22 protein-coding genes are annotated in these 25,208 nt (G+C 61.8%); 5 read left to right on the forward strand and 17 right to left on the reverse strand.

From position 1 onward, the window contains the following. Window positions 1-110 precede the first annotated feature (110 nt). Together NQ519_RS07800 and murA are read right to left on the reverse strand one after the other, a co-directional pair. On the reverse strand, window positions 111-686 hold the full coding sequence (locus tag NQ519_RS07800; protein WP_019151723.1) for a thymidine kinase: 576 nt from the start codon (window positions 684-686) through the stop codon (window positions 111-113). A 20-nt stretch (window positions 687-706) separates the two neighbouring features. Next, window positions 707-2,044 (reverse strand): UDP-N-acetylglucosamine 1-carboxyvinyltransferase, encoded by a 1,338-nt coding sequence (gene murA, locus NQ519_RS07805; protein ID WP_019151722.1) that lies wholly within the window; start codon window positions 2,042-2,044, stop codon window positions 707-709. A gap of 250 nt (window positions 2,045-2,294) precedes the next feature. Between murA and rpmH the strand changes: the two genes are divergently transcribed. Then, window positions 2,295-2,456 (forward strand): 50S ribosomal protein L34, encoded by a 162-nt coding sequence (gene rpmH, locus NQ519_RS07810; RefSeq protein ID WP_010261331.1) that lies wholly within the window; start codon window positions 2,295-2,297, stop codon window positions 2,454-2,456. A gap of 190 nt (window positions 2,457-2,646) precedes the next feature. After that, window positions 2,647-3,144 (forward strand): GNAT family N-acetyltransferase, encoded by a 498-nt coding sequence (locus NQ519_RS07815; RefSeq protein WP_026076723.1) that lies wholly within the window; start codon window positions 2,647-2,649, stop codon window positions 3,142-3,144. A 24-nt stretch (window positions 3,145-3,168) separates the two neighbouring features. On the opposite strand, the gene NQ519_RS07820 is transcribed toward NQ519_RS07815, so the two are convergent. From NQ519_RS07820 to NQ519_RS07870, 11 genes are all read right to left on the reverse strand, one after another. Next, window positions 3,169-3,732: a DUF4924 family protein gene (locus tag NQ519_RS07820; RefSeq protein WP_019151720.1), complete on the reverse strand. Its 564-nt coding sequence runs from the start codon at window positions 3,730-3,732 to the stop codon at window positions 3,169-3,171. Beyond that, window positions 3,732-5,957 (reverse strand): inorganic phosphate transporter, encoded by a 2,226-nt coding sequence (locus NQ519_RS07825; protein WP_019151719.1) that lies wholly within the window; start codon window positions 5,955-5,957, stop codon window positions 3,732-3,734. Before NQ519_RS07825 ends, NQ519_RS07820 begins: the two co-directional genes overlap by 1 nt. A gap of 291 nt (window positions 5,958-6,248) precedes the next feature. After that, window positions 6,249-8,411: an elongation factor G gene (locus NQ519_RS07830; protein WP_019151718.1), complete on the reverse strand. Its 2,163-nt coding sequence runs from the start codon at window positions 8,409-8,411 to the stop codon at window positions 6,249-6,251. A gap of 169 nt (window positions 8,412-8,580) precedes the next feature. After that, the gene (locus NQ519_RS07835; RefSeq protein WP_019151717.1) at window positions 8,581-9,249 is read right to left on the reverse strand and encodes an SGNH/GDSL hydrolase family protein; all 669 of its coding nucleotides are present in this window, start codon (window positions 9,247-9,249) and stop codon (window positions 8,581-8,583) included. Between the two features lie 6 nt (window positions 9,250-9,255). Then, window positions 9,256-9,486 carry a hypothetical protein gene (locus NQ519_RS07840; protein ID WP_019151716.1) on the reverse strand — a complete coding sequence of 77 codons (231 nt, stop codon included), beginning with the start codon at window positions 9,484-9,486 and terminating at the stop codon, window positions 9,256-9,258. A gap of 25 nt (window positions 9,487-9,511) precedes the next feature. Beyond that, a complete protein-coding gene (locus NQ519_RS07845; RefSeq protein ID WP_019151715.1) occupies window positions 9,512-10,903 on the reverse strand; it encodes an aminopeptidase P family protein in 1,392 nt (463 codons plus the stop codon). 148 nt (window positions 10,904-11,051) lie between these two features. Then, window positions 11,052-12,047, reverse strand: coding sequence for a S66 peptidase family protein (locus tag NQ519_RS07850; protein ID WP_019151714.1), 996 nt, complete (start codon window positions 12,045-12,047; stop codon window positions 11,052-11,054). Further along, complete coding sequence (locus tag NQ519_RS07855) at window positions 12,044-13,408, reverse strand: MFS transporter (protein WP_019151713.1); 1,365 nt, start codon at window positions 13,406-13,408, stop codon at window positions 12,044-12,046. The genes NQ519_RS07850 and NQ519_RS07855 overlap by 4 nt, the downstream gene beginning before the upstream one ends. A gap of 150 nt (window positions 13,409-13,558) precedes the next feature. Beyond that, entirely contained in the window at window positions 13,559-14,809 is a 1,251-nt protein-coding gene (locus NQ519_RS07860; RefSeq protein WP_026076722.1) for a peptidase U32 family protein, read from the reverse strand. Between the two features lie 5 nt (window positions 14,810-14,814). Beyond that, the gene (locus tag NQ519_RS07865; RefSeq protein WP_019151711.1) at window positions 14,815-15,600 is read right to left on the reverse strand and encodes a hypothetical protein; all 786 of its coding nucleotides are present in this window, start codon (window positions 15,598-15,600) and stop codon (window positions 14,815-14,817) included. Between the two features lie 3 nt (window positions 15,601-15,603). Next, window positions 15,604-16,575, reverse strand: a complete 972-nt coding sequence (locus NQ519_RS07870) for a polyprenyl synthetase family protein (protein ID WP_019151710.1) — start codon at window positions 16,573-16,575, stop codon at window positions 15,604-15,606. Window positions 16,576-16,692: 117 nt separating this feature from the next. Here NQ519_RS07870 and NQ519_RS07875 point away from each other — a divergent pair, with 117 nt between their 5' ends. Together NQ519_RS07875 and NQ519_RS07880 are read left to right on the forward strand one after the other, a co-directional pair. Next, window positions 16,693-17,697 carry an ROK family protein gene (locus tag NQ519_RS07875; protein WP_026076721.1) on the forward strand — a complete coding sequence of 335 codons (1,005 nt, stop codon included), beginning with the start codon at window positions 16,693-16,695 and terminating at the stop codon, window positions 17,695-17,697. A gap of 88 nt (window positions 17,698-17,785) precedes the next feature. Continuing rightward, window positions 17,786-18,859, forward strand: coding sequence for an SGNH/GDSL hydrolase family protein (locus NQ519_RS07880; protein ID WP_026076720.1), 1,074 nt, complete (start codon window positions 17,786-17,788; stop codon window positions 18,857-18,859). A 69-nt stretch (window positions 18,860-18,928) separates the two neighbouring features. Here NQ519_RS07880 and NQ519_RS07885 read toward each other — a convergent pair whose 3' ends face one another. The 4 genes from NQ519_RS07885 to NQ519_RS07900 form a co-directional block, all read right to left on the reverse strand. Beyond that, the gene (locus tag NQ519_RS07885; RefSeq protein WP_019151707.1) at window positions 18,929-19,864 is read right to left on the reverse strand and encodes a hypothetical protein; all 936 of its coding nucleotides are present in this window, start codon (window positions 19,862-19,864) and stop codon (window positions 18,929-18,931) included. A gap of 51 nt (window positions 19,865-19,915) precedes the next feature. Further along, window positions 19,916-20,713, reverse strand: coding sequence for a DUF3108 domain-containing protein (locus NQ519_RS07890; RefSeq protein WP_019151706.1), 798 nt, complete (start codon window positions 20,711-20,713; stop codon window positions 19,916-19,918). Window positions 20,714-20,788: 75 nt separating this feature from the next. Next, window positions 20,789-22,900 carry an ATP-dependent DNA helicase RecG gene (gene recG, locus NQ519_RS07895; RefSeq protein ID WP_019151705.1) on the reverse strand — a complete coding sequence of 704 codons (2,112 nt, stop codon included), beginning with the start codon at window positions 22,898-22,900 and terminating at the stop codon, window positions 20,789-20,791. A 159-nt stretch (window positions 22,901-23,059) separates the two neighbouring features. After that, complete coding sequence (locus tag NQ519_RS07900; protein ID WP_019151704.1) at window positions 23,060-23,473, reverse strand: radical SAM-associated putative lipoprotein; 414 nt, start codon at window positions 23,471-23,473, stop codon at window positions 23,060-23,062. An 88-nt stretch (window positions 23,474-23,561) separates the two neighbouring features. Between NQ519_RS07900 and ispG the strand changes: the two genes are divergently transcribed. Then, window positions 23,562-25,043 (forward strand): (E)-4-hydroxy-3-methylbut-2-enyl-diphosphate synthase, encoded by a 1,482-nt coding sequence (gene ispG, locus NQ519_RS07905; RefSeq protein ID WP_026076719.1) that lies wholly within the window; start codon window positions 23,562-23,564, stop codon window positions 25,041-25,043. The last annotated feature ends 165 nt before the right edge of the window (window positions 25,044-25,208 follow it).

A 25,208-nucleotide genomic window follows, 5' to 3' on the forward strand; every position in this document is an offset into this window, starting at 1 on the left:
GGCTAAGAGCCGGGTTTTCAGAGCGACGGAAGATTCGAGGCGTTTACGACCCGGTTTTGCGCTACCTCACTTTTAAGAGCAGTTTTTTGTTCATACAGCGGGACTGGGACCTATGCTTTCCCGTTATTCGTCAGTTTGTTGAAGCAGTGGCGACAGATCGCTTCGTAGGAGTCCTGCGCGCCCAGCATCACCTGCTTCTCGTCGCTGGTGAGACGGTGCGAATGGTGGGCGAGGTTGCCGCAGCGCACGCAGATGGCGTGCACCTTGGTGACGTACTCCGCCGTGGCCATCAGCGCCGGCATCGGGCCGAAGGGTTTTCCTGTGTAGTCCATGTCGAGTCCCGCGACGATCACCCGCACGCCGTTATTGGCCAGCTGGCGGCATACGTCTACGATGCTGTCGTCGAAGAACTGCGCTTCGTCGATCCCCACCACATCGACGTCGGAGGTCATCAGCAGGATGTTCTGCGGCGATTCGACCGGCGTGGAGCGGATGGCGTTCGCATCGTGCGACACGACCTCCTCCTCGGAGTAGCGCACGTCGATGCGGGGTTTGAAGATCTCGACCCGCTGGTGGGCGAGTTTGGCCCGTTTGAGGCGGCGGATCAGCTCTTCGGTCTTTCCCGAGAACATCGAGCCGCAGATAACTTCGATCCAGCCTTTGCGGCTGGCGTTTTCCAAAAACATAAGCTGTAAGAATCCTTTATTTATAATCCTCCCGTTTTAAGGGAGTCGCATTCGTCCACGCGGGTGATCCGGGCTCCGAGGGCGTTCAGGCGTGCGTCGATGTCCTTGTATCCGCGGTCGATCTGGTCGATGTTCTGGATCGTCGAGACTCCTTCGGCCGACATGGCTGCGATCAGCAGCGCCACGCCCGCACGGATGTCGGGCGAGGTCATGCGCGTGGCCCGGAGGCGCATCTGATGGTCGTGGCCGATGACCGTGGCGCGGTGGGGGTCGCACAGGATGATCTGCGCCCCCATGTCGATCAGCTTATCGACGAAGAACAGGCGGCTTTCGAACATCTTCTGGTGGATCAGCACGGCGCCCTTGGCCTGCGTGGCCACCACCAGGAAGATCGACAGCAGGTCGGGCGTCAGTCCCGGCCACGGGGCGTCGGCGATGTTCATGATCGACCCGTCGAGGAACGTCTCGATGCTGTAATGGTCCTGCTGGGGGATGTAGATGTCGTCGCCCCGCTGTTCGAACCGGATGCCCATGCGGGCGAACTGCGCGGGGATGATGCCGAGATTCTCGAACGACACGTTGCGGATCGTCAGTTCCGAGCGGTTCATCGCGGCCATGCCGATGAAACTGCCCACCTCGATCATGTCGGGCAGCAGCGTATGTTCCGTGCCGCCCAGTTCGCCGACGCCCTCGATCGTGAGCAGGTTCGAGGCGATGCCCGAGATGCGGGCGCCCATGCGGTTGAGCATCTTGCACAGCTGCTGGATGTAGGGTTCGCACGCGGCGTTGTAGATCGTCGTGAATCCCCGGGCCATCACGGCGGCCATGATGATGTTGGCCGTACCCGTCACCGAGGCTTCGTCCAGCAGCATGTAGGTTCCCCGCAACTCCCGGCCCTCGACCATGAAGAACTCGTCGGCAACGTCGAAGTTGAATTTCGCGCCGAGTTTCTGGAATCCGATGAAATGGGTGTCGAGCCTGCGGCGGCCGATCTTGTCGCCGCCCGGCTTGGGGATGTATCCCACGCCGAAGCGCGCCAGCATCGGGCCGATCAGCATGACCGAACCCCGCAGGCGGGTGCAGCGCTGGCGGTAGTCGTCCGACTGGAGGTATTCGAAGTCGATGTCTCGGGCGCAGAAGGCATAGGCATCCTCCGCGAGTTGTTCGACGACGACGCCCATGCGCCGCAGCAGTTCGATGAGCTGCATGACATCGAGAATCCGGGGAATGTTCCGCACGACGACCCGCTGGGGGGTCAGCAGCGTGGCGCAGAGTATTTGCAGGGCTTCGTTCTTGGCGCCCTGGGGCGTGATCGCTCCGTGGAGACGGTGTCCGCCTTCGACTTTGAATATGGCCATAAGTTAGAGTATCGTTACGAGTCCAAAGGTAGTAAAAAGCCGGGAGGATGCAAAACAAAATTGCGGGCGGTCCGGCAAAACGTTCCGACTTCCTGAAAGTGCCGTTACGGCACCGAAGTTCGTGAGATTTCGGGCTTTTTGTCCGGCTTTTCGAAATATTTTCGTGAAAAACTTTTGCGGATAACTTTTTTGTTGTACTTTTGCAATCCGTAAAAATGTCTGAAACAATAAAAACTATATAGCTATGGCAATGAAGAGAACATACCAGCCTTCGCGTCGCAAGCGTATCAACAAGCACGGTTTCCGCGCTCGTATGGCTACGGCCAATGGTCGCAAGGTGCTGGCTGCGCGCCGCGCAAAGGGTCGCAAGAAGCTGACCGTATCGGACGAATCGACGTTCAAGTACGCTTAGTTTCTCTGCGGAGAAGAATTGAGGCCGGCTCTATTAAGGGCCGGCCTTCTTTCATTTCCGGTTTTACAGGGCACCTTTCGTACTTCGTTCGCGGGACGAAACAGTCACAATACTTCTGTATGCTCCTGTTTCGTCCCGCTTCCCGAAGCACAAAATTTGTCCCTCTGAAATCAAAAATTGGATTTTGTTCATGCTTACCATCCGACAAGCTTCCGAAACCGATTGCCCGCTGATCCGCCGCATGGCGGAAGAGGCATTTCCGGCCACCTACCGCGAGATTCTGACCCCCGCGCAGCTGGACTATATGATGGAGTGGATGTACTCCGACGCGAGCCTGCGGGAGCAGTTCCGTGCGGGCCACGTCTGGTTCATCGCCTCGTCCGACGGCGAGCCGTGCGGCTATCTTTCGGTCGAACGGCAGGGCGAGACGCTTTTCCATTTGCAGAAAATCTACGTCCTGCCCCGTTTTCAGGGCATCGGCGCCGGGGCGTTCCTCTTCCGGCACGCCGTGGAGTATATCCGGAGCGTGCAACCCGCGCCTTGTCTGATGGAACTCAACGTCAACCGCCGCAACCCCGCCCTGCATTTTTACGAACGCATGGGCATGCGCCGGCTGCGCGAAGGGGACTTCCCCATCGGCGGCGGTTACTACATGAACGATTATATCATGGGGTTGGAGATACGATGAAGGGTTGGCCGCGGCCGACCCTCTCTATTTCCCGTCCGTCTTGAACAGGTCCACTTCGCCCCGTTCGACCTTGCCGTACATGTCGGCCAGCTCGGCGATCACCGGGGAGATGTATTCGAGCGTGTCCGTGACGGCCTGTTTGCCGCCCTCGCCCTTAATGCGGTAGAGCATGGCGGCGTAGAGGGCCCGGAAGCAGAGTTCCGTGTCGCTCATCCCCGGATTCCCCAGTACGGCGCGCAGGCGCGGCAGCTCGGGTTCGAGATGCGCATAGGTGGCGCGGTAGTGCTCGCCCACGGGGAGTTTCATCAGCTGGAGGTGCAGATCGTGCATGTCCTGAATCAGGTGCAGCGTGTGTTCCAGATGACCTTTCTCCTCCTTGCCCTCCTGCCGGAGCAGGTTCGCAAGGTCCATGTACCAGAGCAGGAATACGTGCTTCTGCTCCTCGCCGATGTCCTTGCGGGGGGCGATGAGCGTCGAAAAGATCGCTTCGGGACTGAATTGCAGCGCCCGGAGCAGGTCTTCCAGCTGCCACAGATAGAGAATGTATTCGGCGATGTTCTCCCGCCGTTTCGATTTGGCGATGTCCATTACTTGATCCAGGTTTTGGGCCCCGTGAGGTGTTTGAGGAAATATTGCTGCGATTTCAAAAGGTTGCGCGATTGCAGCACCATGTTCTTTGTCTCGGTCAGGATCGTCAGGTAGAGCATCGAGGCTTTGGTGTTCGAACGGGCCTCGTTGATGCGCGTGAGTTCGGATTTGATCGCGTCGGCGATCGACTCGAACAGCTGGTCGCGCATCGTCAGCACCGTTTCGATCTCCGAGAAATCGCCGTCGCGCAGCATCAGGTTGATGTGGCGGTAGATCGACTCCACGTCGTCGTTGATCGCCATCAGGTCCTTGGCCTGCTCTTTCGACAGCCCTTCGTGGTTGTTGTCGATGTGTTCGAACGCCGGGCGGGTGATGTGCATCAGCGCCTTGGTCATTTCGTTGAGGTAATCCACCACCTGCACGTAGTAGTGGGCCGTGTTAACATCGCCGCCCTGGAGCTTCTTGAGCGTCGGGAGCAGCGAATATTTGCGTTCGCGCGACTGGTAGAAGAGGTCGTTCGACTCCTTGACCATGTCGCGCAGGACCTTGCGGTTTTCCTTGAAGACGGCGATCAGCGTGCGGTCGTAGATCTTCGTGGCGCACTCCATCGTGCGGCATACCTCGTCGCGCAGGTTGGCGATGATGTCCTCTTTGGTCTCGGCCTGCTCCTTGACGATGTTGCTCTCCTTGTTCTTTTTGAGGAAGTTGCTGTGGACGAGCATCCAGCCGCAGAGCAGCGTGATGACGATGAAGACCGGCGTTCCGCCGTAGATCAGCGCCAGCCCCACGACGAAGGCGATGAGGAATCCGCCCAGCGCCGTGACGAACCATCCGGCCACGACGGTCATGACGCCCGAAATGCGGTACACGGCGCTTTCGCGGCCCCAGGCACGGTCGGCGAGCGACGAACCCATCGCCACCATGAAGCAGACGTAGGTGGTCGAAAGCGGGAGTTTGAGCGACGTGGCCATGGCGATCAGCAGGGCCGAGGTCGTGAGGTTGACCGTGGCGCGGATCATGTCGTAGGGTGCGCCGCTGTGTTCGACATCCTCGTATTCGAAACGGCGCGAAATCGCCTCCCGGAGGTGCTTGGGGACCATGCGCTCGACGCCGGCGCTGACGTTGAGAGCCGCGCGGACGATCGTCCGCGAGAAGACCGACGAGCCGTATTGCTGCTGGCCTCCATCGTCCTGCGCCGAGAGTGAAAGTTCGGTTTCGGAGACGTGCATGGCCTTTTTCGAGGTCCACAGCGTGAGGATCATCAGGACGCCTGCGGCCAGCAGGATCAGGAAGTTGGCCGGAACGTTCTCGTTCAGGGCTCCCATGAGCATCTGCGTGTCTCCCGTCTCTCGGGCGATGGAGTAGGCGTCGAATCCGGCGACGGGCACGCCGATGAAGTTCACCAGGTCGTTGCCCGCGAAGGCCAGCGCCAGGGCGAACGTTCCCGACAGGATCGTGATGCGCAGGATGTTGATCTTGAACCGCTGGATGAAGAACAGCAGCAGGGAGCAGACGACCCAGCAGATGAACAGGGCCGTCGGCAGGTGGCTGTCGATCAGTTGGACGAAGGTGTTGTGGGCGAGAATGGATTTCAGCCCCTTGAAGACGGCGAAATAGACGATCGCCGTGAGCGAGGCGCCGCACCAGAGCGAGCCGTAGCGGCGGAACACCGCCGTGTAGCGGAACGAAAAGATCATGCGCGAGATGTACATGACCAGCGTACCGCAGGTGAAGGCGATGACGACCGACAGCAGGATGGCCGAAACGATACCCATGGCGCGCGAGGTGTTGATGTATTGTCCGAGCGAGGAGACGCCCTGCGCGGGGTCGTTGGAGATTTTGTAGATCGACACGGCGATTGCGGCTCCCAGCAGGCAGAAGATCAGCGACACGGTGGTCGAGGTCGGGAGTCCCCACGAGTTGTAGAGGTCGAGCAGGATGACGTTTGCGAACATGACGCCCAGATAGAGCATCATCACTTCGTGGAAGGTGAACAGTCCGGGGTTGAACATGCCGCTGCGGGCGACCTCCATCATGCCGCTCGACGTGACGACGCCGATGATGATGCCGACCGAAGCCACGGTGAGAATGACCTTCATCGAGGCGGCTTTGGAGCCGATGGCGGAGTTGAGGAAATTGACTGCGTCGTTCGTGACGCCGACGAAAAGACCGGAAATAGCCAGAATGCCCAGAATGCCGACAATGACGGTGTAAATTTCGCTCATGTTGGGGTTTTAGTGCAAATTGTGAACAAATTTACGCCATTTTTTCCGATGAAACGGATTCGTAACTCATTGTTAACATTAACTTAATATACCCCGGGCAATAAGCCGGCCGCACCTCGTAATTCGAAATGCAGCGAACCCTTGCGGGCCCGCTGCATGGGAGATTGCGCCGAACCGGCTGAAAAGCGGAATGACCTGTCGCCACCGCCTGAACCCTGCCTTTTACGGCAGTCGAAGCGGAGAGGGGGCTCCGATCTGCAACATGTTCCGGTCGCCCCTAAAACCGGCGTCTTACGCCGGATCTTCGTCGGTGTCGGTGTAGGCTTTGAGCAGCTTCTCCTGCACGTCGGCCGGAACCTGCTCGTAGCTGGCGAACTTCATCGTGTAGGTCGCCGATCCCGATGTCAGCGACGACAGCGTCGTCGAGTAGCGGTAGAGTTCGGCCAGCGGAACCAGCGCGTTCAGACGGTCGAAGCCCTTGTCGGACTCCATGCCGGCGATCATCGCGCGGCGGTTCTGCAAATCCGACATCACGGCGCCCATGTACTCGCTCGGCACCAGCACCTCGACGTTGTAGATCGGCTCCATGATCTTGGGTCCCGCATTGCGGAACGCCTCCTTGAAGGCGTTGCGGGCCGCCAGCTTGAACGATATTTCGTTCGAATCCACCGGGTGCATCTTGCCGTCGTAGATCACCACGCGGATGTCGCGGGCGTACGATCCCGTCAGCGGGCCTTCGTCCATCTTCTCCATGATGCCCTTCAGGATGGCGGGCATGAAGCGCGCGTCGATGGCGCCGCCCACGATCGCCGAGTAGAATTGCAGCTTGCCGCCCCATTGCAGATCGTATTCCTCTTTGGTCTTGGTGTTGACGACCATTTCGCCCTTGCCGGGAATCTTGTAGTTCTTCGGTTCGCCGATCCCTTCGTAGTAGGGTTCGATGATCATGTGCACCTCGCCGAACTGGCCTGCGCCGCCCGACTGCTTCTTGTGGCGGTAGTCTGCCTGGGCCACCTTGGTGATGGTCTCGCGGTAGGGAATCTTCGGCGCGATGTATTCGTAGGAGAGTTTGTTCTCCTTCTCGATGCGCGAACGGAGGATGTTCAGATGGTGTTCGCCCTGTCCTTGGATGATGGTCTGTTTCAGCTCCTTGGAGTATTCCACCAGAATCGTCGGGTCTTCGAACCGGGCGTCGTTCAGCAGCTTGCCCAGCTTCTCCTCGTCGGCTTGGTCCTTGCACTTGATGGCGGCGCGGTAGCGCGGTTCGGGGAAGACGATCGGTTCGATCGTCACCGGAGCCGCCGGAGCCGACAGCGTGTCGTTCGTGCGCGTGCCTTTCAGCTTCACCGTGCAGCCGATGTCGCCGGCCGAGAGTTCCGTGACCTTCACGCGGTTTTTGCCCGCCACGGCGAACAGCTGCGAGAGTTTCTCCTTGTTGCCCGTGCGGGTGTTCATCAGCTCGGTGCCCTCGGTGATCTTGCCGCGGATCACGCGGAAATAGGAGATTTCGCCGATATGCTGTTCGACCTGACTCTTGAAGACGAACGCCACGGCGGGAGCCGCCTCGTCGGCCGCGATCTCCGCGCCGTCGGTCGCCAGGAACGCCGGGGCCTTCAGCGGGCCGGGGGCTACGTTGATGATGAACTCCATCAGACGTTTCGTGCCGATGTCGCGCTTGCCGCTGGTGCAGAAGATGGGCATGACTTCGCGGTTGGCGAGGCCGATTTTCAGACCCGAGCGGATGTCGTCCTGCGTGAGCGTGCCCTTGTCGAAGTAGAGTTCCATCAGCGCTTCGTCGTGTTCGGCGGCCATTTCCACCAGCTCCTTGTTCAGCTCCTGAGCCTTTTCCAGCTCCTCGGCGGGGATTTCCAGCTCTTCGCGGTGGCCGTCGTTGTCCTTGAAGCGGAACATCTTCATCAGCAGCACGTCGATGAAGGCGTTGAATCCGGGGCCCTGGTTGACGGGATACTGCACGATGACGGGTTTCACGCGCGATGCGGCCCGGATAGACTCCACGGCGGCTTCGAAATTGGCCTTGTCGGCATCGAGCTGGTTGATTACGCCGATGACGGGTTTTTTCAGCAGACGCGCATAGCGGGCCTGTATTTCGCTGCCGACCTCCCAGCCGTTCTGGGCGTTGAACAGAAAGACGCCCACGTCGCCGACCTTGAACGCCGAGAAGAGGCTTCCGCAGAAGTCGTCCGACCCCGGGCAGTCGATGATGTTCAGCTTGCGGTCCATGAATTCGGTGAAGAGGATCGTCGAATAGATCGAGCGTTTGTATTCGTGCTCGATGTCCGTGTTGTCCGAGAGCGTGTTGTTCGTCTCGATGCTGCCTCTGCGGTCGATGACCTTGCCCTCGAAGGCCATCGCTTCGGCAAGGGTGGTTTTTCCCGTGCCGGGCGCGCCGATGAGTACGATGTTTTTGATCTCTTTGGCTGAATAGTTTTTCATATTCCCGTATGGTTTTAAGGTATGCGTAATAAGGTTCTCGTTTCCCGTGCCGTTCGCGCTCCCGTGGCGGCGACTATAAATATACGAAATATTCGGGAAAAACAACCCCCGAAATGAAAAAATCGCCCCCGGGAGGCGATTTTTCGGTCTGTCGGGAATATGTCCGCCGTCAGGGCAGCCACTCCGCCAGCACGGGCCGTACGACACGCTCCATAACGTCGTATCCTTCGGGCGTGGGGTGCACGCCGTCCTTGGTGTATTCGCTGCGCATCGAGCCGTCGCCGGCGTCCATCGCGCTGTAATAGTCCACCCACGTCAATCCCCGCTCCGCGGCGTACTGTTGCAGCCGGGCGTTCAGGGCGGCGATCTTTTCGGGCACCGATTCGATCTCGGGGCGCCACGGATATTTCGCGGCCGGCAGCACCGAGCAGAGGATCGGGCGGATGCCCGCGGCGAGTGCCAGCTCGGCCATCGAGACGATGTTTTCGACAATGTGTCCGCATTCGATCGGGCCGTTGTTTCCGGCGATGTCGTTCGTTCCGGCGAGGATCACCACGGCTTTCGGACGGAGGTCGATCACGTCGGCGCGGAAGCGGCAGAGCATCTGGGACGTGACCTGGCCGCCGATTCCGCGGCAGGCGAAATTGTTGTCGGTGAAAAACTCCGGGTGGGCGTTGTCCCATCCGTCGGTGATCGAATTGCCCATGAACACCACGGCGGGGGCCGTCGTCAGGGCGGCGTTGGCCGCGGCGTAGCGGCCGTAATTGGCCCAGTCGCGCTGCTGGCCCGCGGCGAGCAGGGGCAGGGCGAGGGCCAGCAGGATCGCTGTCTTTCTCATCGGATTTTACTTTTGCGCTTGGGTGATGTTACGGGCGTTGCGTTCGTCGTCTTTCTTGCTGCGTTTTCCGCCGAAGCGGCCCAGGAGCCATCCGGCGCAGAAGACGATGAGGTAAATGGCGATCTTCACGAACAGGTTTTCGAGCCCGTTGACGATGTTTTTCGAGAAGATGGCGATCAGGAGCACGGCGATCAGCGCCAGCGCTCCGTAGATGATCCATTTTGCTTTGGTTGTCATGGCGGTTTTCTGTTTAGTCGGTCTGTTATCGTCCTACAATGCTTTCCACCTCTTCGGCCGTGACGGGTATCTTGCGGTCGCCGAGGATGCGGCTGCCGGTCTCCGTCACGAGAATGTCGTCCTCGATGCGGATGCCTCCGAAGTCGCGGTAGGCGTCGAGTGCGTCGTAATCGACGATGCCTTTGTACAGCCCTTCGGCGCGGCATTTGTCGATCAGCGCCGGGATGAAATAGAGTCCCGGTTCGTCGGTCATCACCGTTCCCGGCTCGATGCGCCACGCCGCGCGGTAGATGCACGTGCCCGACGCGGCGGCGCGTTCGGCGATCGACGCGAAGTCGAACGACCGTTCGCCCATCGCCTCGCAGTCGTGCACGTCCATGCCCAGTCCGTGCCCGAGTCCGTGGGGCATGAGCATCGTCATCGCCCCGGCGGCCACGGCATCGGCGGCCGAGCCCTTCAGCAGCCCCAGTCCCACGAGCCCTTCGGCCAGGGTCATGTAGGCGGCGTGGTGTATCTCGGTGTACATCATGTGGGGTTTGACGATGTTGGCCACGTGGTCGTGCGCCGCCAGCACGATGTCGTATATCTCGCGCTGCTGCTGCGTGAAGCGGCCGCTCACGGGATAGGTGCGGGTGTGGTCCGAGCAGTATCCCTCGACGCTCTCGCCTCCGGCGTCGCACAGCAGCAGACGGCCCTCCTCCAGCACGCCGTCGGCGTTGAGGTTGTGCAGCGTTTCGCCGTGCTGCGACACGATCGAGGGGAACGACACGCCCTGCCCCATCGACTTGGCGATGCCCTCGATGGCCCCCGCGATCTGGCGTTCGACGACTCCCGGACGGCACATCTTCATCGCCGTCGTGTGCATTTCATAGCCGATTTCGAAGGCGCGTTCCATCTCCTCGACCTCTTCGGCGCTCTTCTTTTCGCGCATCTCCGCCACGGCGAACATCAGATCCACCGACTTGTAGTCGTGCAGCAGCGCGGGCCGGATGCCCAGCAGCTCCGACAGCTGGAGTTTGGTCTCCCCGCGGTAGGGCGGGAGGTAGTGGACCCTGCGTCCCAGGGCGACGGCCTTGCGAAGGCGTTTTTCCAGCTCGGCCATCGGGAAGGTCGCCGTGATGCCGACCCCGGCGCCCATCTCGCGCAGCGTGGGCTGCGGACCGGTCCAGATGATGTCCTCGACGGTGAAGTCGTCGCCGTAGAGCGCCTCCTCGCCCGTGTCGGCGTCGATCACCCCGACCACCGACGGGACGTTCAGCCCGAAGTAGTAGCGGAACGACGAGTCCTGCCGGAAATAGTAGGCGTTGTTGGGGTAGTTGTTGGGCGACAGGGGGTTGCCCGGGAAGAGGATGATGCCGCTTCCGATTTTGGTGCGCAGCTCGTGACGGCGCGCGGTATAGGTCTTTGCTGAAAACATAGGCGTTAGAATAAAAAAGGGCGTTACGATACTAAAGGTGCAAAAAGACGATCGGGGCCAAAAACGGATTGCATTCGGTTTTCGGATAACCGACCGACTCCTGACAGGGGCGTTACGCCCCCAAATATAGGGAAAATTTCGGAATCCGTCAATCCGCGGGGGCAAATTCCATGCGGGCGCCCTCTTCATCGACGCTGACCGTCACCCGGCGTCCCAGATAGACCGCCAGATTGGGATCTTCATGCCCCGCGGGGAATCCGAAGACGACGGGAATCCCCAGCGGCCGCGTGTAGGACGAAATGATCGCGCAGGCGTCCGCCACGCCGAATTTCTCCATGCCCAGCATCTCCGAGAAGTGGCCGACGACCACCGCCCGGAGGTTTTCGAGCTTGCCGCTGCGTGCGAGGCTCTGCATGATCCGGTCGATGCGGTAGACGAACTCCCCGACCTCCTCGATCAGCAGCACCGTCGGTTCCTCCGCCGTCAGCTCCTCGGGGGTGCCGTCCGCCGAGCGGATCACCGTCAGGTTGCCCCCGGCCAGGCGTCCCGAGGCCATTCCGGGCTGGTTGAGGGGATGGGGTTCGACCTCAATGCACTCCGTCTCGCCGAACAGCGCCTGCCGCAGCGATTCGGCCGAGGGGTCCTCCTCCCCGTCGAAGCGGAACCCCGAGGGCATCGGGCCGTGGATGCTCTCGATGCGGAGCTTCCGCAGGGCGAGGTGGAGCATGGTGATGTCGCTGAATCCGACCACCCATTTCGGCTCTTCGCGCAGCCGCGCGAGGTCTGCGAGCGGCAGCAGGCGCACCGAGCCGTAACCCCCGCGGCAGGCGATCACGGCTTTGACCGACGGATCGTCGATCATCGCCTGCAAATCGGCGGCGCGTTCTTCGTCGGTCCCGGCGAAGTAGGGCTGTTCTCGGTCGGCGCAGTGGACGCCGAATTTTACGTGCAGACCCCACGACGCGAAGCGTTCGCGGATCTTCGCTGTGTCGGTATTCAGCGGCAGTTTGCCCGCCGGAGAGACGATGCCCACGGTGTCGCCGCGGTGCAGGTAGGGCGGGCGGATGAACTCCGCGGTGTCGGATTCCTGGGCTCCGGCAAGGAGCGGAGCGAGCAGGAGCAGTATCGGGATAAGGTGTTTCATGGTCGTTTTCTTCGGGTGAGCCCTTCGGGCAGGGGCAGCGAGATGCGGGCGAGGCTGACGACGGCGCCTGTCACGGCGAAGCCGCCCGCCAGCAGCAGCGCCGTGTGGGTGCTGTGGCCGGGGACGATGTGGAACAGCAGGGCCATCAGCGCCGCGCCCGTGGTCTGTCCGATGAGGCGCGCCGTGGCGAGCATGCCGCTGGCCGAACCGCTCCGCTCGGGCGGCGCCGAGGCGATCAGGATGCTGTTGTTGGGCGACTGGAAGAGCCCGAATCCCGCGCCGCAGAGCACCAGCCGCCAGATGATGTCGAAATCGGTCGGATGTTCCGGGAGGAACGCCAGCAGGAACAGCCCCGCGGCCATCGCCGCGAGGCCCGTGCCGCCGAGTATGCCGGCGTGGACACGCTCGACGAGCATCCCCGCCGCCGGGGCCACGACCATGATCACGGCGGGCCAGGCCGTCAGCAGCAGTCCCGTCGCCACGTCGTCGTAGCCGCAGACCTCCTGGAGGTAGAAGGGCAGCGCCACCATAGCGAGCATCTGTCCCAGAAACGAGCAGATCGACGTGGCGACCGACACCGAGAAGATCGGGATGCGCAGCAGGTCGAACGGCAGGATCGGGTAGGGTTCGCGCAGCTGGCTGCGGATGAAGAAGAACCCCACGACGATGAGTGCCGCGACGCCCAGCGACAGCAGCCGCGGGTCGAGCCCGTGGGAGAATCCCTCGACCGAGGCCATCAGCAGTCCGAACGTCAGGGCGTTCATCACGGCGTCGCGCCAGTCGAAGCGGTGTTCGCGCACCCGCACGGGATTCTCGGGCAGGAACCGCCGGCTGAGCGACAGGGCGATAAGCCCCATCGGGATGTTGACGGCGAAGAGCCACGGCCAGTCGGCCACCGAGAGGATGCCTGCGGCGAGCGTGGGCCCGGCCACCGACGACACGGCGACGACCGTGGCGTTGATGCCCATGCCGCGTCCCAGCCGGGCCTTGGGGTAGATGAAGCGGATCAGCGTGGTGTTGACCGAGGTGATGGCCGCGGCGCCGAAGCCCTGCATGACGCGGGCCAGCACGAGGCTCTGGAGCGACCCCGAGAGGGAGCATCCCACCGACGCCACGGTGAAGAGCATCAGTCCGCCGATGTAGACCTTGCGGTAACCCACCACGTCGCCCAGCGCCGAGAACGACAGCAGCGAGACCATGATGGCGAGCTGGTAGGCGTTGACGATCCAGATCGAGTCGGCCGACGAGATGCCCAGTTTCTGCCCGATGGTGGGCAGGGCGACGTTGGCGATGGTTCCGTCGATGACCGAGAGCGAGACGCCGAAGGCGACGGCCAGAATGGCTCCGAGCCGCCGGGGCATCGGCAGTCCGTCTGCGGGATGGCGGGAGATATGTGGTGCAGCAGAACTTTTCGACATAATTAAAAAGGCCGTTACGGCCCCCAAAGGTACGAAAAAGCCGGACGGAAGCAAAGCCGAATTGCATGCGGTCCGGCGAATTCCCGCCGGGTTTCAGACCTTGTCCGCCGGAACGAATTTGTAGAGCTGGTCGCCGCGGCGGATCACGCCGGGGGTGCGGATGGCGCAGAGTTCGCCCTGCGCGACGGAATCGGCGGGCGAGCCGTCGGGGCCGTGCAGCTCTTCGAGCGTCTGCTCGGCGACGCCGGTGGTGGCCCCGAGGAAGAAGATCGGTTCCCCGACGCTCAGGGGCGCCGCCTCGACCAGCACTTCGGCCACCGAGAGCTTTTTGTAGAAGTTCACCACCTTGCCCACGTAGACTTTGCGCTGCGTGGCCGACGATCCGTAGGCCGGGCTGTGCTCCACGACGGGCCGTCCGGCGTAGTAGCCCTCCCAGAACCCACGGTTGAAGACCGTCCGGAGCCGCTCTTTCAGCTCTGCGGCCAGCGCCGGGGTGTAGCTTCCGGCTTCGAGGGCCCGGAGCGCCTCGTCGTAACACCCGACCACGCGCCTGACGTACTCCGCACCGCGGGCGCGTCCCTCGATTTTCAGGACCCGGACCCCCGCCGCGATCATCTTGTCGAGGAAATCGACCGTGCAGAGATCCTTGGGCGAGAGGACGTAGCGTCCGTCGATGTCGAGCTGCGCGCCGGTCTCCTTGTCCGTGACGGTGTATTTGCGGCGGCACAGCTGGCGGCACGCGCCGCGGTTGGCCGAGCAGTTCGTTTCGTAGAGCGAGAGGTAGCACTTGCCCGAAACGGACATGCACAGGGCGCCGTGGGCGAACATCTCGATCTGAACCAGCTCGCCCCGCGGACCGCGGATCTCCTCCCCGGCGATCTTCCGGTGTATTTCGGCCACCTGCTCCAGCGTCAGTTCGCGCGCCAGGACCACCGTGTCGGCCCATTGGGCGAAGAACCGCACCGCCTCGGAGTTCGAGACGTTGCACTGGGTGGAGATGTGCACCTCCTGCCCGATCCGCCGGGCGTAGAGGATCGCCGCCAGGTCCGAGGCGATCACGGCATCGACGCCGGCGGCCTTGGCCCGGTCGATCACGGCGTGCACCTCGGCGATCTCGTCCTCGTAGACGACGGTGTTGACCGTCAGGTAGCTTTTCACGCCGGCTCTGCGGGCCGTGGCGACGATTTTCGAAAGGTCGTCGAGCGTGAAGTTGGCCGCCGAGGCCGAGCGCATGTTGAGTTTCCCGACCCCGAAGTAGACGGCGTCGGCTCCGGCCTGAATGGCGGCCGCGAGCGATTCGTAGCTCCCGACGGGAGCCATTATTTCGATATCCGAACGTTTCATCGTTTTCAATAGTAACAGAGCCACCAGCCCGGGCGCTCTTCCCGAAGGGCCTTCGCACGGACCGATTCGTCCCGGTCGAACTGGTCGCGGTAGCTTTGCCAGCCGTTGCCGAGGTATTCGTCGGCCGGGATGAACTCCCCGGCTCCGGTGTCCAGTCCGCCGCTTTCGGGAATCCGCCAGTCGCCCCAGTTGCACACCTTCGCCGCACCGGTTTTGTAGCTGCGCCAGGTTCCCTGCCACTGGTTGTTGCGGTATCCGTCGGCGACCAGCATCAGCGTGTCGTAATAGATGTTGCCGGCCCGATCGACCGCGATGTCGAGGGTGTGGGTGCCTTCGAACACCCCCGCGCCCGGCTGTTCGGGGTCTTCGCGCAGGGTGTAATGCCCTTTCAGGCGCCATCCTCCGTAAATCCCGCCCCATTCGTCGAATTCGCCCGGTGAGAGGTAGGTGACGAGGGAGTCTATGTGCAGCTCCCCTTCGAAATCGCAGACGTTGCCTTTGGCGAGCGTCGCGCCGCTCAGAACGTATGTCAGCGGATCGGTTCCCGATCGGCGGATGGCGGCGATATGTATCCGGAACCGCCGGAAATCCTTGCCGATATATCCGAGCGGTTCGGGCCGATCGACCCACGGGAGCGAGGTCGTATCCAAGCGGTCGATCTCCGGCAGCGGTCCGGTCCAGAGCATCGAAAGATCCTTTTGCCGGATCAGGTCGAGGGTGATCTCCGGCCGTGCCTGCCCTGCGGCGGAGAGCGCCGAAAACAGCAGGAGTATGGCGAGGAGGTTTTTCATCGCTCAGTTTTTGCGTCCCATCAGGCTCGCGGCGTAGTCGCGCATCCGCTTGGTCCGTGCGGGTTCCACCGAGAGGGTGTCGAGGATCGACAGCGCCCGTTCGAAGCGCAGCGAAATCTGCTGCTCCGTGAGCCGCGGCACCTCCAGCCGGTCGTAAACGGCCTTCACGGCGGCGATCTTCTCGGCGTTGCCGAGCTTCGGATCGCGGCAGGCCGTGCGCAGTATTTCGCGCGTGGCTTCGTCCGCGCGGCTCATGGCCGTGACCATCAGGTAGGTTTTCTTCCCTTCGAGGATGTCGCCCCCGATGGCCTTGCCCAGCCGCTCGTCGCCGTAGCTGTCCAGCAGGTCGTCCTGCAACTGGAAGGCGAGCCCCAGTTCGACGGCGAAGCGGCGCAGTTTGCGGCAGTCCTCCTCGGAGGCACCGCCCAGCATGGCGCCGATCGCCACGGCTCCGGCCAGCAGCACCGAGGTCTTCAACTCGATCATGTGCATGTACTCCACGACCGAGACCTTGGCCTTCTGCTCGAAATCCATGTCGTACTGCTGCCCCTCGCACACTTCGAGGGCCATGTCGTTGAACGTCGCCAGCACCTGCGGCAGCTGTTTCGCCGGAACGGTGCTCAGCAGGCGGTAGGCGTAGATCAGCATGGCGTCGCCCGAGAGGATGGCCACGTTCTGGCCCCATTTGGCATAGACCGAGGGTTTGCCGCGCCGCACGGCGGCGTTGTCCATGATGTCGTCGTGCAGCAGCGTGAAGTTGTGGAACACCTCGACCGCCGCGGCCGCGGGCAGCGCCTGCTGCATGTCGTCGGAGAAGATGCCGTGGGCGAGCATCAGCAGCATCGGCCGCAGGCGTTTGCCGCCTCCGGCCAGCGAATAGCCGATGGGCGCGTACAACAGTTCGGGTTCGGCCGGGAAGTCGGCCTGGGCGAGGTAATTCTCGATGGCGGAAAGTATCTGTTCGTTGCTTTGCATGATCCGGGTAGTGTTTTTCGACCTGAATATGTCCCAAAAGTAGGAAAAAAGTTTGGAGTAGCCGAATTTTGAATTAACTTTGACAAGATAAAACTCAACTTTAATTTGAATCCCGATATGAAAAAACTCGCTATCGGTGTGGACATCGGCGGCATCAACACCGCGTTCGGTCTCGTTGACGAGAACGGCGACCTCTATGCCGAATCGGTCATTTCGACCCGCAAATATCCCCATGTGGACGACTATCCGGCTTATGTCGAGGAGCTTTGCGACGCCATGCGCGCAATGGCCCAGAGCCTTTCGTTCGAATACGAACTGGCCGGCATCGGCATCGGCGCTCCCAACGCCAATTATCACAAAGGTACGATCGAGAATCCGGCGAACCTCTGGAAATTCAGGCCCGACGAGCCCGATCCCGACGAGTCGCGCCGCATTTTCCCGCTGGCGGCCGACATCTCGAAGCACTTCGACGGCGCGAAGACGATCATCACCAACGACGCCAACGCCGCCACGATCGGCGAAATGATCTACGGCAATGCCAAGGGCATGAGGGACTTTGTCATGATCACCCTCGGCACGGGGCTCGGTTCGGGGTTCGTCGCCAACGGCGAGATGATCTACGGCCACGACGGCTTCGCCGGGGAGTTCGGCCACGTGATCGTCGAGCGCGACGGCCGCGAGTGCGGCTGCGGACGCAAGGGCTGCCTGGAGACCTACGTTTCGGCGACGGGTATCAAGCGCACGGCGTTCGAGCTGATGGCCAAGATGAATGCTCCCAGCAAGCTGCGGGGCATTGCGTTCGAGGATTTCGACGCCTCGATGATCTCGGCGGCCGCCGAGCAGGGCGACCCCATCGCTTTGGAGGCGTTCCGCTTCACGGGCGAGATGCTGGGCCGCGCGCTGGCCGACGTGGTGACGGTGACTTCGCCCGAGGCGATCTTCCTCTTCGGCGGTCTTTCGAAGGCCGGCAAACTGCTCTTCGACCCGACGCAGTGGTACATGGAGGAGAACATGCTCTTCGTCTTCAAGAACAAGGTGAAACTGCTTCCGAGCGGTATTCAGGGCAAGAACGCCGCCATCCTCGGCGCTTCGGCGCTGATCTGGCAGGAAGCTGCGAAATAGGCCCTACGGCCGTTCCCGCAAGGGCGAGGTTCGAGGACTTCGCCCTTTTTTTCGAATAGATTAACCGACAAACCTGAATTTCTAAACGATGAAACGTCTTTTTTTACTCTCCGTCGCATTGCTGACGGTCTGGGCGGCGGCCGCGCAGGTGCGGTTCGTCGATGCCACTACCCTGAATCTGATCGGCAAGGCCCAGCCTACGTCGCAGCCCTACCACCGGATCGACACGGTCGTCTACAAGGGCTTCACCAAGTCCGAGAACCAGCAGGTGCGCTGTTCTGCGGGTCTGGCGCTGGTCTTCAAGACCAATTCTTCGCGTATCGACCTCTTGCCCGAGTACACCTCGTTCGTCTATAACGGTTCCAGCACCCCGCGGGTGGCTTCGGAGGGCTTCGACCTCTACATCCGCAAGGGCGGCGAGTGGGTGTACGCCTCCTCGCGCGCTCCCCGCAAACGCGGCGAGGCGTTCACGCTGATCAAGGGGATGGACGGCTCCGAGAAGGAGTGCCTGCTCTACCTGCCCAACTACAACGAGCTGACTTCGTTGCAGGTAGGCGTGGATGCGGACGCGAAGATCGTGCCGATGGAAAATCCCTTCCGCCACAAGATCGTGATCTTCGGTTCGAGCTTCACGCACGGCGTCAGCACCAGCCGTTCGGGCATGAGCTACCCGATGCAGATCGCCCGCAACACGGGGCTTTACTTTTGCAGCATCGCTTGCAGCGGCAACTGCAAGCTCCAGCCCTATTTCGCCGACTACCTCGCCGACGTGAAGGATGCCGATGCGATGGTCTTCGACGCCTTCTCGAATCCCGGAGCCGAGATGATCGCCGAGCGGCTGATCCCCTTCATCGCGCGAATCCGGGAGTCCCTGCCCGAGACGCCGCTGATCTTCGTGCAGACGATCTACCGCGAGAGCCGCAACTTCGACCGTGAGAGCGACGAATTCGAGGCCGCCAAGCAGGCGATGGCCCGGCAGCAGATGGCCGAGGCGGTGAAACGCTTCAAGAACGTCTATTTCATCGACAAGGCCGGTCTTACGGGCACCGATCACGTCACCTCGGCCGACGGCACGCACCCCTCGGACCTGGGTTACTGGCGCTGGGCGCAGAACCTGCAACCCGAGCTGCTGAAAGTTCTGAAGAAACACGGCATCCGCTGATCGGGCGGACGATAAGAAAGGGAGGCTTTCCGCGGAAAGCCTCCCTTTTTTGCGCCTGTCGCTGTGGGGCTATTTCATCACCACCTGCGTCTGGCCGATCAGACGGCCGTCGCTGTAAAGCTGGATCTGGTAGGTTCCGGCCGCGAATCCGGTCGAGTTGTAATAGATGCCCACTTCGAGGTCCTGATTCTGGTAGTCGATCTCACGCATGGCGGAGTAGCTCAGCCGTTCGCCCTCGAATTCGAAGGTCGGCATCGCCTCGGTGGTCAGCACATAGCCGTCGGGCGAGGTGATGCGCACGTAGACGGCCCTGTTGCCCGGCGTGGCCAGTTCGTTGGCCGCGAGCACGAAGTCCACGCGCAGGCGCGAGGCGCTCTTGACCCTCGATACGGGTTTGCTCCGGTCGTTGAGGGCCGCAAGGCGGATGTCGCGGGCGCGGAGTACCGAACCCACCTTGACCTTGTTGTCCAGTTCGGCGGCCTTCTCCTCGGCCATGTCGGCGCGCAGTCTGGCCGACGATATCTCCTTGCGGAATCCGACGTTCTCCTTGATGAGCTGTTTGTTGAGCGTGTTGAGCGAGTCGATCTGCTTCACGTAGCCCTTCATGATGGAGCGCAGCGTGCCGACCTCCTTCTCGTACTGTTTGATCTTGGCGAGGTTCCACGAACGCTCCTTCTTGAGGCGCGTCATCAGCGAATCGGCGCGTTCGCGTTCGAAGTTCAGCCCGGCGGAGATCGAGTCGTTCGAGATTTGCAGTTCGTCGTAGTCGGTCATCAGGCGTCCCAGGTCGTTCTGGATCGAATCGCGGTCGGCCTGCAACAGTTCGTTGTCGAGCATCTGTTGGCGGTGGATGCTGAAATAGAGCACCGAGATCGCCACCAGGATCACCGAAAGGATGATGATGACGATGCGGTAGCCGCGGATCGACTTCCCGGCATCGGGCTGCGGGTTCATGTAATCGTCGTCTTCGAATTCCGAAGGGTCGTATCCCTGTCTGTTTTCCATAAAAGTTGAGTTGCTTTTCTTCGCTTTCGTTCCGCTAATATACGAAAAAAATTATTTCATCAGGCTCGACACCGGATATTTGAGCCCCTTGTAGCCCGAAATGTAGGCGTTGATGCTGCCGACCTTGACCGGCGATTCGATGTAGAGCGGGATTTTGTTCTCGTCGTCGGAGATCCAGATCGTGAAGATCGTGCCGTCGGTGAACGAATATCCCTCGGTGGTTCCCAGCTGACATTCGAATTTCAGCGTCCGGAAGCGTCCCATGTTGCGGATCTTCTTGTTCTCGCGCCCCAGATAGCGGTAGTGCAGGTGGCGGATGGTGTCTTGCAGGACCATTTGCAGGGTGGCGGGCTCTCCGACGCGGAAATCCTCGGCCGTGGCCGAACGCAGGCTGAAGAACAGCGCGATGGGGTCCATGCTCTCCTGCGTGAGGCGCATCTGCTTTTCGTTGAAGGGATTCTTGCGGCTGCGCCAGCGGGTGTGGATGGTCGAGTCGGGCCAGACGTAGGTGTAATAGCTCTGGAAGGTGTAGTCGCCCTCGCGGATGTCGCTCTCGAAGCGCACGGGGCGCAGCGAGGCGGTGTCGATCCACACCGTGTAAATGTCTTCGAGGTTGAAGAACCATCGGTAGGTGGGCAGCGTGCGGCCGATGCCTTCGACCTTGTAGCGGGTCTGGCCGTCGGCGTTCTCTTCGGAGGTCTTGACCTCCACGGCGCCGACCTCCGTGTTGGGGAACATCTTGGCCTTGTAGCTCACGCGGTAGAAGAGCTGTTCGCCCGGATGGTAGAGCTGCGCGGCGAGGGGCGAGGCTGCGGCGAGCAGGAGTATGAGGGTCAGGAAACGTTTCATCGGTGGAATTTTACGAGATAAGACAGGGTTGTGTTGACGGTTTGTGATTGGATAACGTTCGTTGGGTGTTCCATATTACGAAATACGTGAAAAATCAATCTCTTCGCGGCCCGAGTAGCGCCGTCTCAGGGCTTCGAGCCCCCGGTTGGCAGGATGTGCCAGCGCGGGGTCCGCAGCGAGAATCCCGGCCGCGGCCTCGCGCGAGACGGTGAGTATCTGCACGTCGGCCGTCGGACTGGCGATTTTCAGATCAAATGCCATGCCGCTCTGCATCGTGCCGTTGATGTCGCCCGAGCCCCGCAGTTTGAGGTCGAGTTCCGCGAGCCGGAAGCCGTCGTTGGTTTCGCACATCGCATCGAGCCGCGCCCGCGATTCGCGCGAGAGCTTCTCGCCCGACATCAGGATGCAGTAGGACTGTTCGCCGCCGCGGCCCACGCGCCCGCGCAGCTGGTGGAGCTGCGAGAGCCCGAAGCGTTCGGCCGATTCGATGACCATGACCGTGGCGTTGGGCACATCGACGCCCACCTCGATCACCGATGTCGCCACGAGGATCTGGGCCTCGCCCGACTTGAACTGGCGCATCGACTCCTCCTTGTCGGCGGGCTTCATCTTGCCGTGGCAGATCGCCGTGACGTACTGCGGCAGCGGAAAATCCCGCGAGATGGCTTCGTAGCCGTCCGTGAGGTCCTTGTAGTCCATCGCCTCGGACTCCTTGATGAGCGGGTAGACGACGTAGATCTGCCGGCCCTTGGCGATCTCCTTCCGCATGAACCCGAAGAGTTTCAGCCGTGCGGCGTCCGTGTAGTGGAACGTTTTGATCGGACGGCGCCCCGGGGGCAGTTCGTCGATCACCGACACGTCGAGGTCGCCGTACATGGTCATGGCCAGCGTGCGGGGGATCGGCGTGGCGGTCATCACGAGGATGTGGGGCGGCTGTTCGTTCTTGGTCCAGAGCCGCGCGCGCTGCTCCACGCCGAAGCGGTGCTGTTCGTCGATGACGACGAATCCCAGGTTGGCGAACCGCACGCGGTCCTCGATCAGCGCATGGGTGCCGATCAGGATGTCCACCTCGCCCGAGGCGATGCCTTCGAGGGCCGTCCGGCGCTCTTTGGCTTTCGACGCGCCGGTCAGGATCGCGGTTTTCACATCCATCCCTTCGAGCATCCGGCAGATCGTGGCGAAGTGCTGACGGGCGAGTATCTCGGTCGGAGCCATCATGCAGGCCTGGTAGCCGTTGTCCACGGCCAGCAGCATCGTCATCAGCGCCACGAGGGTCTTGCCGCTGCCGACATCGCCTTGCAGCAGGCGGTTCATCTGGAATCCCGTCACGGTGTCCTGCCGGATCTCCTTGATGACCCGTTTCTGGGCTCCGGTCAGCGGGAAGGGGAGTTTTTCGTTGTAGAAGGTGTTGAATACGCCTCCGACCTTCGGGAAGAGGAACCCGTTGCTCTTGGCGAGGCGTTCGGTGCGCCGCTGCTGGATGTTGAGCTGCACGCCCAGCAGTTCGTCGAACTTCAGGCGATACTGGGCCTGCCGCAGCAGCTCCTGCGACTGGGGGAAATGGACGTTGTAGATGGCTTCGCGGAGCGGGATCAGCCCGTATTTGGCGCGGACGGCCTCGGGCATCGGGTCCGCGATGCGGTCTTTGGCCAGCGCCCAGGCATTGCAGATGATCTGATACATGCCCTTCGCGCCCAGCACGTTGCCGAGCTTCTCGGTCGAGGGGTAAATGCCCTGCATGCCGCTCTCGGCCTTGCGCGAAAGTGCCTGTTCCATAGTTTCCAGCTCGGGATGCGCCATCGACAGCTCGCCGCGGTAGAACGACGGACGCCCGAAGACGAGGTATTCGCGGCCGACCTCGATCCGTTTCTCGATCCACTTGACGCCCTGGAACCACACCAGTTCGGCCGATCCCGTGGGGTCCTGAACGAAGGCCGTGAAGCGGCGTTTGCGCCCCGTGCCGGCATAGGCCACGCCCGTCACGCGGGCCCGGAACTGGACGTAGGAGAGTCCCGCCGCATCGGTGATCTCCGAAATGCGGTAGACGCGCGTGCGGTCGATGTAACGGAACGGATAGTGGCTGAGCATGTCGCCCAGCGTGCGGATTCCCAGCTCCCGTTCGAGGAGTTTGGCCCGGGCTTCACCGACGCCCGCTACGAATTTGATATCGTTGTCGAGTATATCCACCGGGGCAAATATAGTGAAAGTCGAGTGCAATGCCAAACTTGTTTGAGCATTGCCGAGACGCAACCTGTATTCTGTGAATATACGAAAAGTCGGACGCAATGCAAACCCGATCAGGCTCTGCCGGGGCGTATTTTCTGTTCCGGAAGGCGCTGCGGGCGCTTATTCCTTCTTTTCGAGCGCCGCATCGACGCCCGAGCGGGAGAAGGTGCCTTCGTACCAACCCTTGCCCTTCCCCGTGCGGTCGGCTTCGGTAAATTCCACGGTCACTTTCTTTTCGGTAAATTCGCCGCCGTTTTCCGGTCCGTCGATGTCGGTGAAGGTCAGCGTCGTTTGGCGGAAGGACCACTCCCTGCCCGAAAGCTCGTAGGAGCCGTCGCTTCCCGACGTTACGGGACCGGCGTCCTGGCTGCCGACCTCGATGCCCTTGACGGGGGCGCCCTCCTTGTCGGTCACTTTGCCCTTGACCTTGTAGTCGAAGTACGGGGTGCCGTACATGTCGACCGTTCTTTTGTTTTCGCAGGCCGTTGCGAACCCGAGCAGCGATGCGGCTGCCAGCAGCAGTTTCTCTTTCATGACGCCGACATTTTGGTTTCTCGAAATATAGCGTTTTTTTCGCGGTTCGCCAAATCCTTGCTATCTTTGCATGCAAATCGGAAAACAGATGAATCTTTCGGAATTCAGGCGCCGCCCGGCGTGCGAAGTGCGCATCGGCGGGGTTACGATCGGCGGGAAACACCCCGTCGCCGTGCAGTCGATGACCAATACCGACACCAACGACACCGCGGCCAGCGTGGCGCAGATCGAACGCATCGACCGTGCCGGGGGGCATATCGTGCGCCTGACGGCGCAGGGCCGCCGCGAGGGCGAGAACCTCGGAAACATCGTCCGGCAGCTGCGTGCCGACGGATTTTCGACGGTCGTGGTCGCTGACATCCATTTCGTCCCCGAGGTCGCGGCCGTCGCCGCGAAGTACGTCGATAAGGTGCGCATCAACCCCGGCAACTACCGCACGGACCACGGCGAGTTCGAGGCGTTGATCGAACAGTGCCGCGAGCGGGGCGTCGCCCTGCGCATCGGCGTCAACCACGGGTCGCTGGCCCGGCGTGTCTTCGACGAGTGGGGCGATACGCCGCAGGGGATGGTCGTCTCGGCGATGGAGTTCCTGCGGGTGTGCCGCGACCGGGATTTCGATCAGGTGGTCGTCTCGATGAAGTCGTCGAACACCCGCGTGATGGTCGCCGCCTACCGCCTGCTGGTCGAGGCGATGGACGCCGAGGATATGCATTATCCGATCCACCTGGGGGTCACCGAGGCCGGGAACGGCATCGAAGGGCGCGTGAAGAGCGCCGTGGGCATCGGGGCGCTGCTGGCCGACGGCATCGGCGACACGATCCGCGTGTCGCTCACCGAAGCTCCCGAGAACGAGATTCCCGTGGCGCAGCTCCTCGCGGAGCATTTCGCCGAACGTCCGGGGCGTTTCGAGGTCCTGCATCCCGAGCGTTATTCCCCGACCGAATACCGCCGCCGTTCGCGGGTGACGGAGCCCGTCGTGCACACCGAGCCGCTGGAGGGCTTCCGCGTGATCGAGGCCGTGTCGGGCAACCCGACGGCCGAACTGCGCGCCGCGATCCTGAATCTCGATGTCCCCGACGAACCGGTCGTCGTAAAGCGCCGCTATGAAGAGTCCTCGTTGGAGACCCTCGCCGTGAAGGCCGCCGCGGACCTGGGGCCCCTGCTGCTCGACGGGTTGGCCGACGGCATCTGGATCGACGCGCCGGGCTTCCCGGAAGATGCGGTCCGCGAAGTCGAGCTGACGATCCTGCAAGCCGCGCGCGTGCGCTTCTCGCATACCGAATACATCGCCTGCCCCTCGTGCGGCCGCACGCTCTACGACATCGAAAAGACCCTCGCCGACATCAAGGCGCGCACGTCGCATCTGAAAAACCTGCGCATCGGCGTCATGGGCTGCATCGTCAACGGCCCCGGCGAGATGGCCGACGCCGACTACGGCTACGTGGGCGCCGGGCCGGGCCGCATCACCCTCTACAAGGGGCGCGAGGTCGTCGAGCGCAACATCCCGCAGGAGGAGGCCCTCGACCGCCTGATCGAATTGATTCGGGCGAACGGCGACTGGCCCGCCTGAGAAGCCGCCCGCCTGAGAGGCGGGTTTCAGGGGGCGGGCGATTGCTCCGAAACGCTCTCCGTCCGGTTCTGCGCCCGCCTGAGAGGCGGGTTTTAGGGGGCGAAGGAAAGTCATTCCGTTTTCCTCCCGGTTCCGCGCTACGGGCATTTTTAATTTTAATTCTTA

The organism is Alistipes senegalensis JC50 (genome assembly GCF_025145645.1).
Lineage (GTDB): Bacteria > Bacteroidota > Bacteroidia > Bacteroidales > Rikenellaceae > Alistipes > Alistipes senegalensis.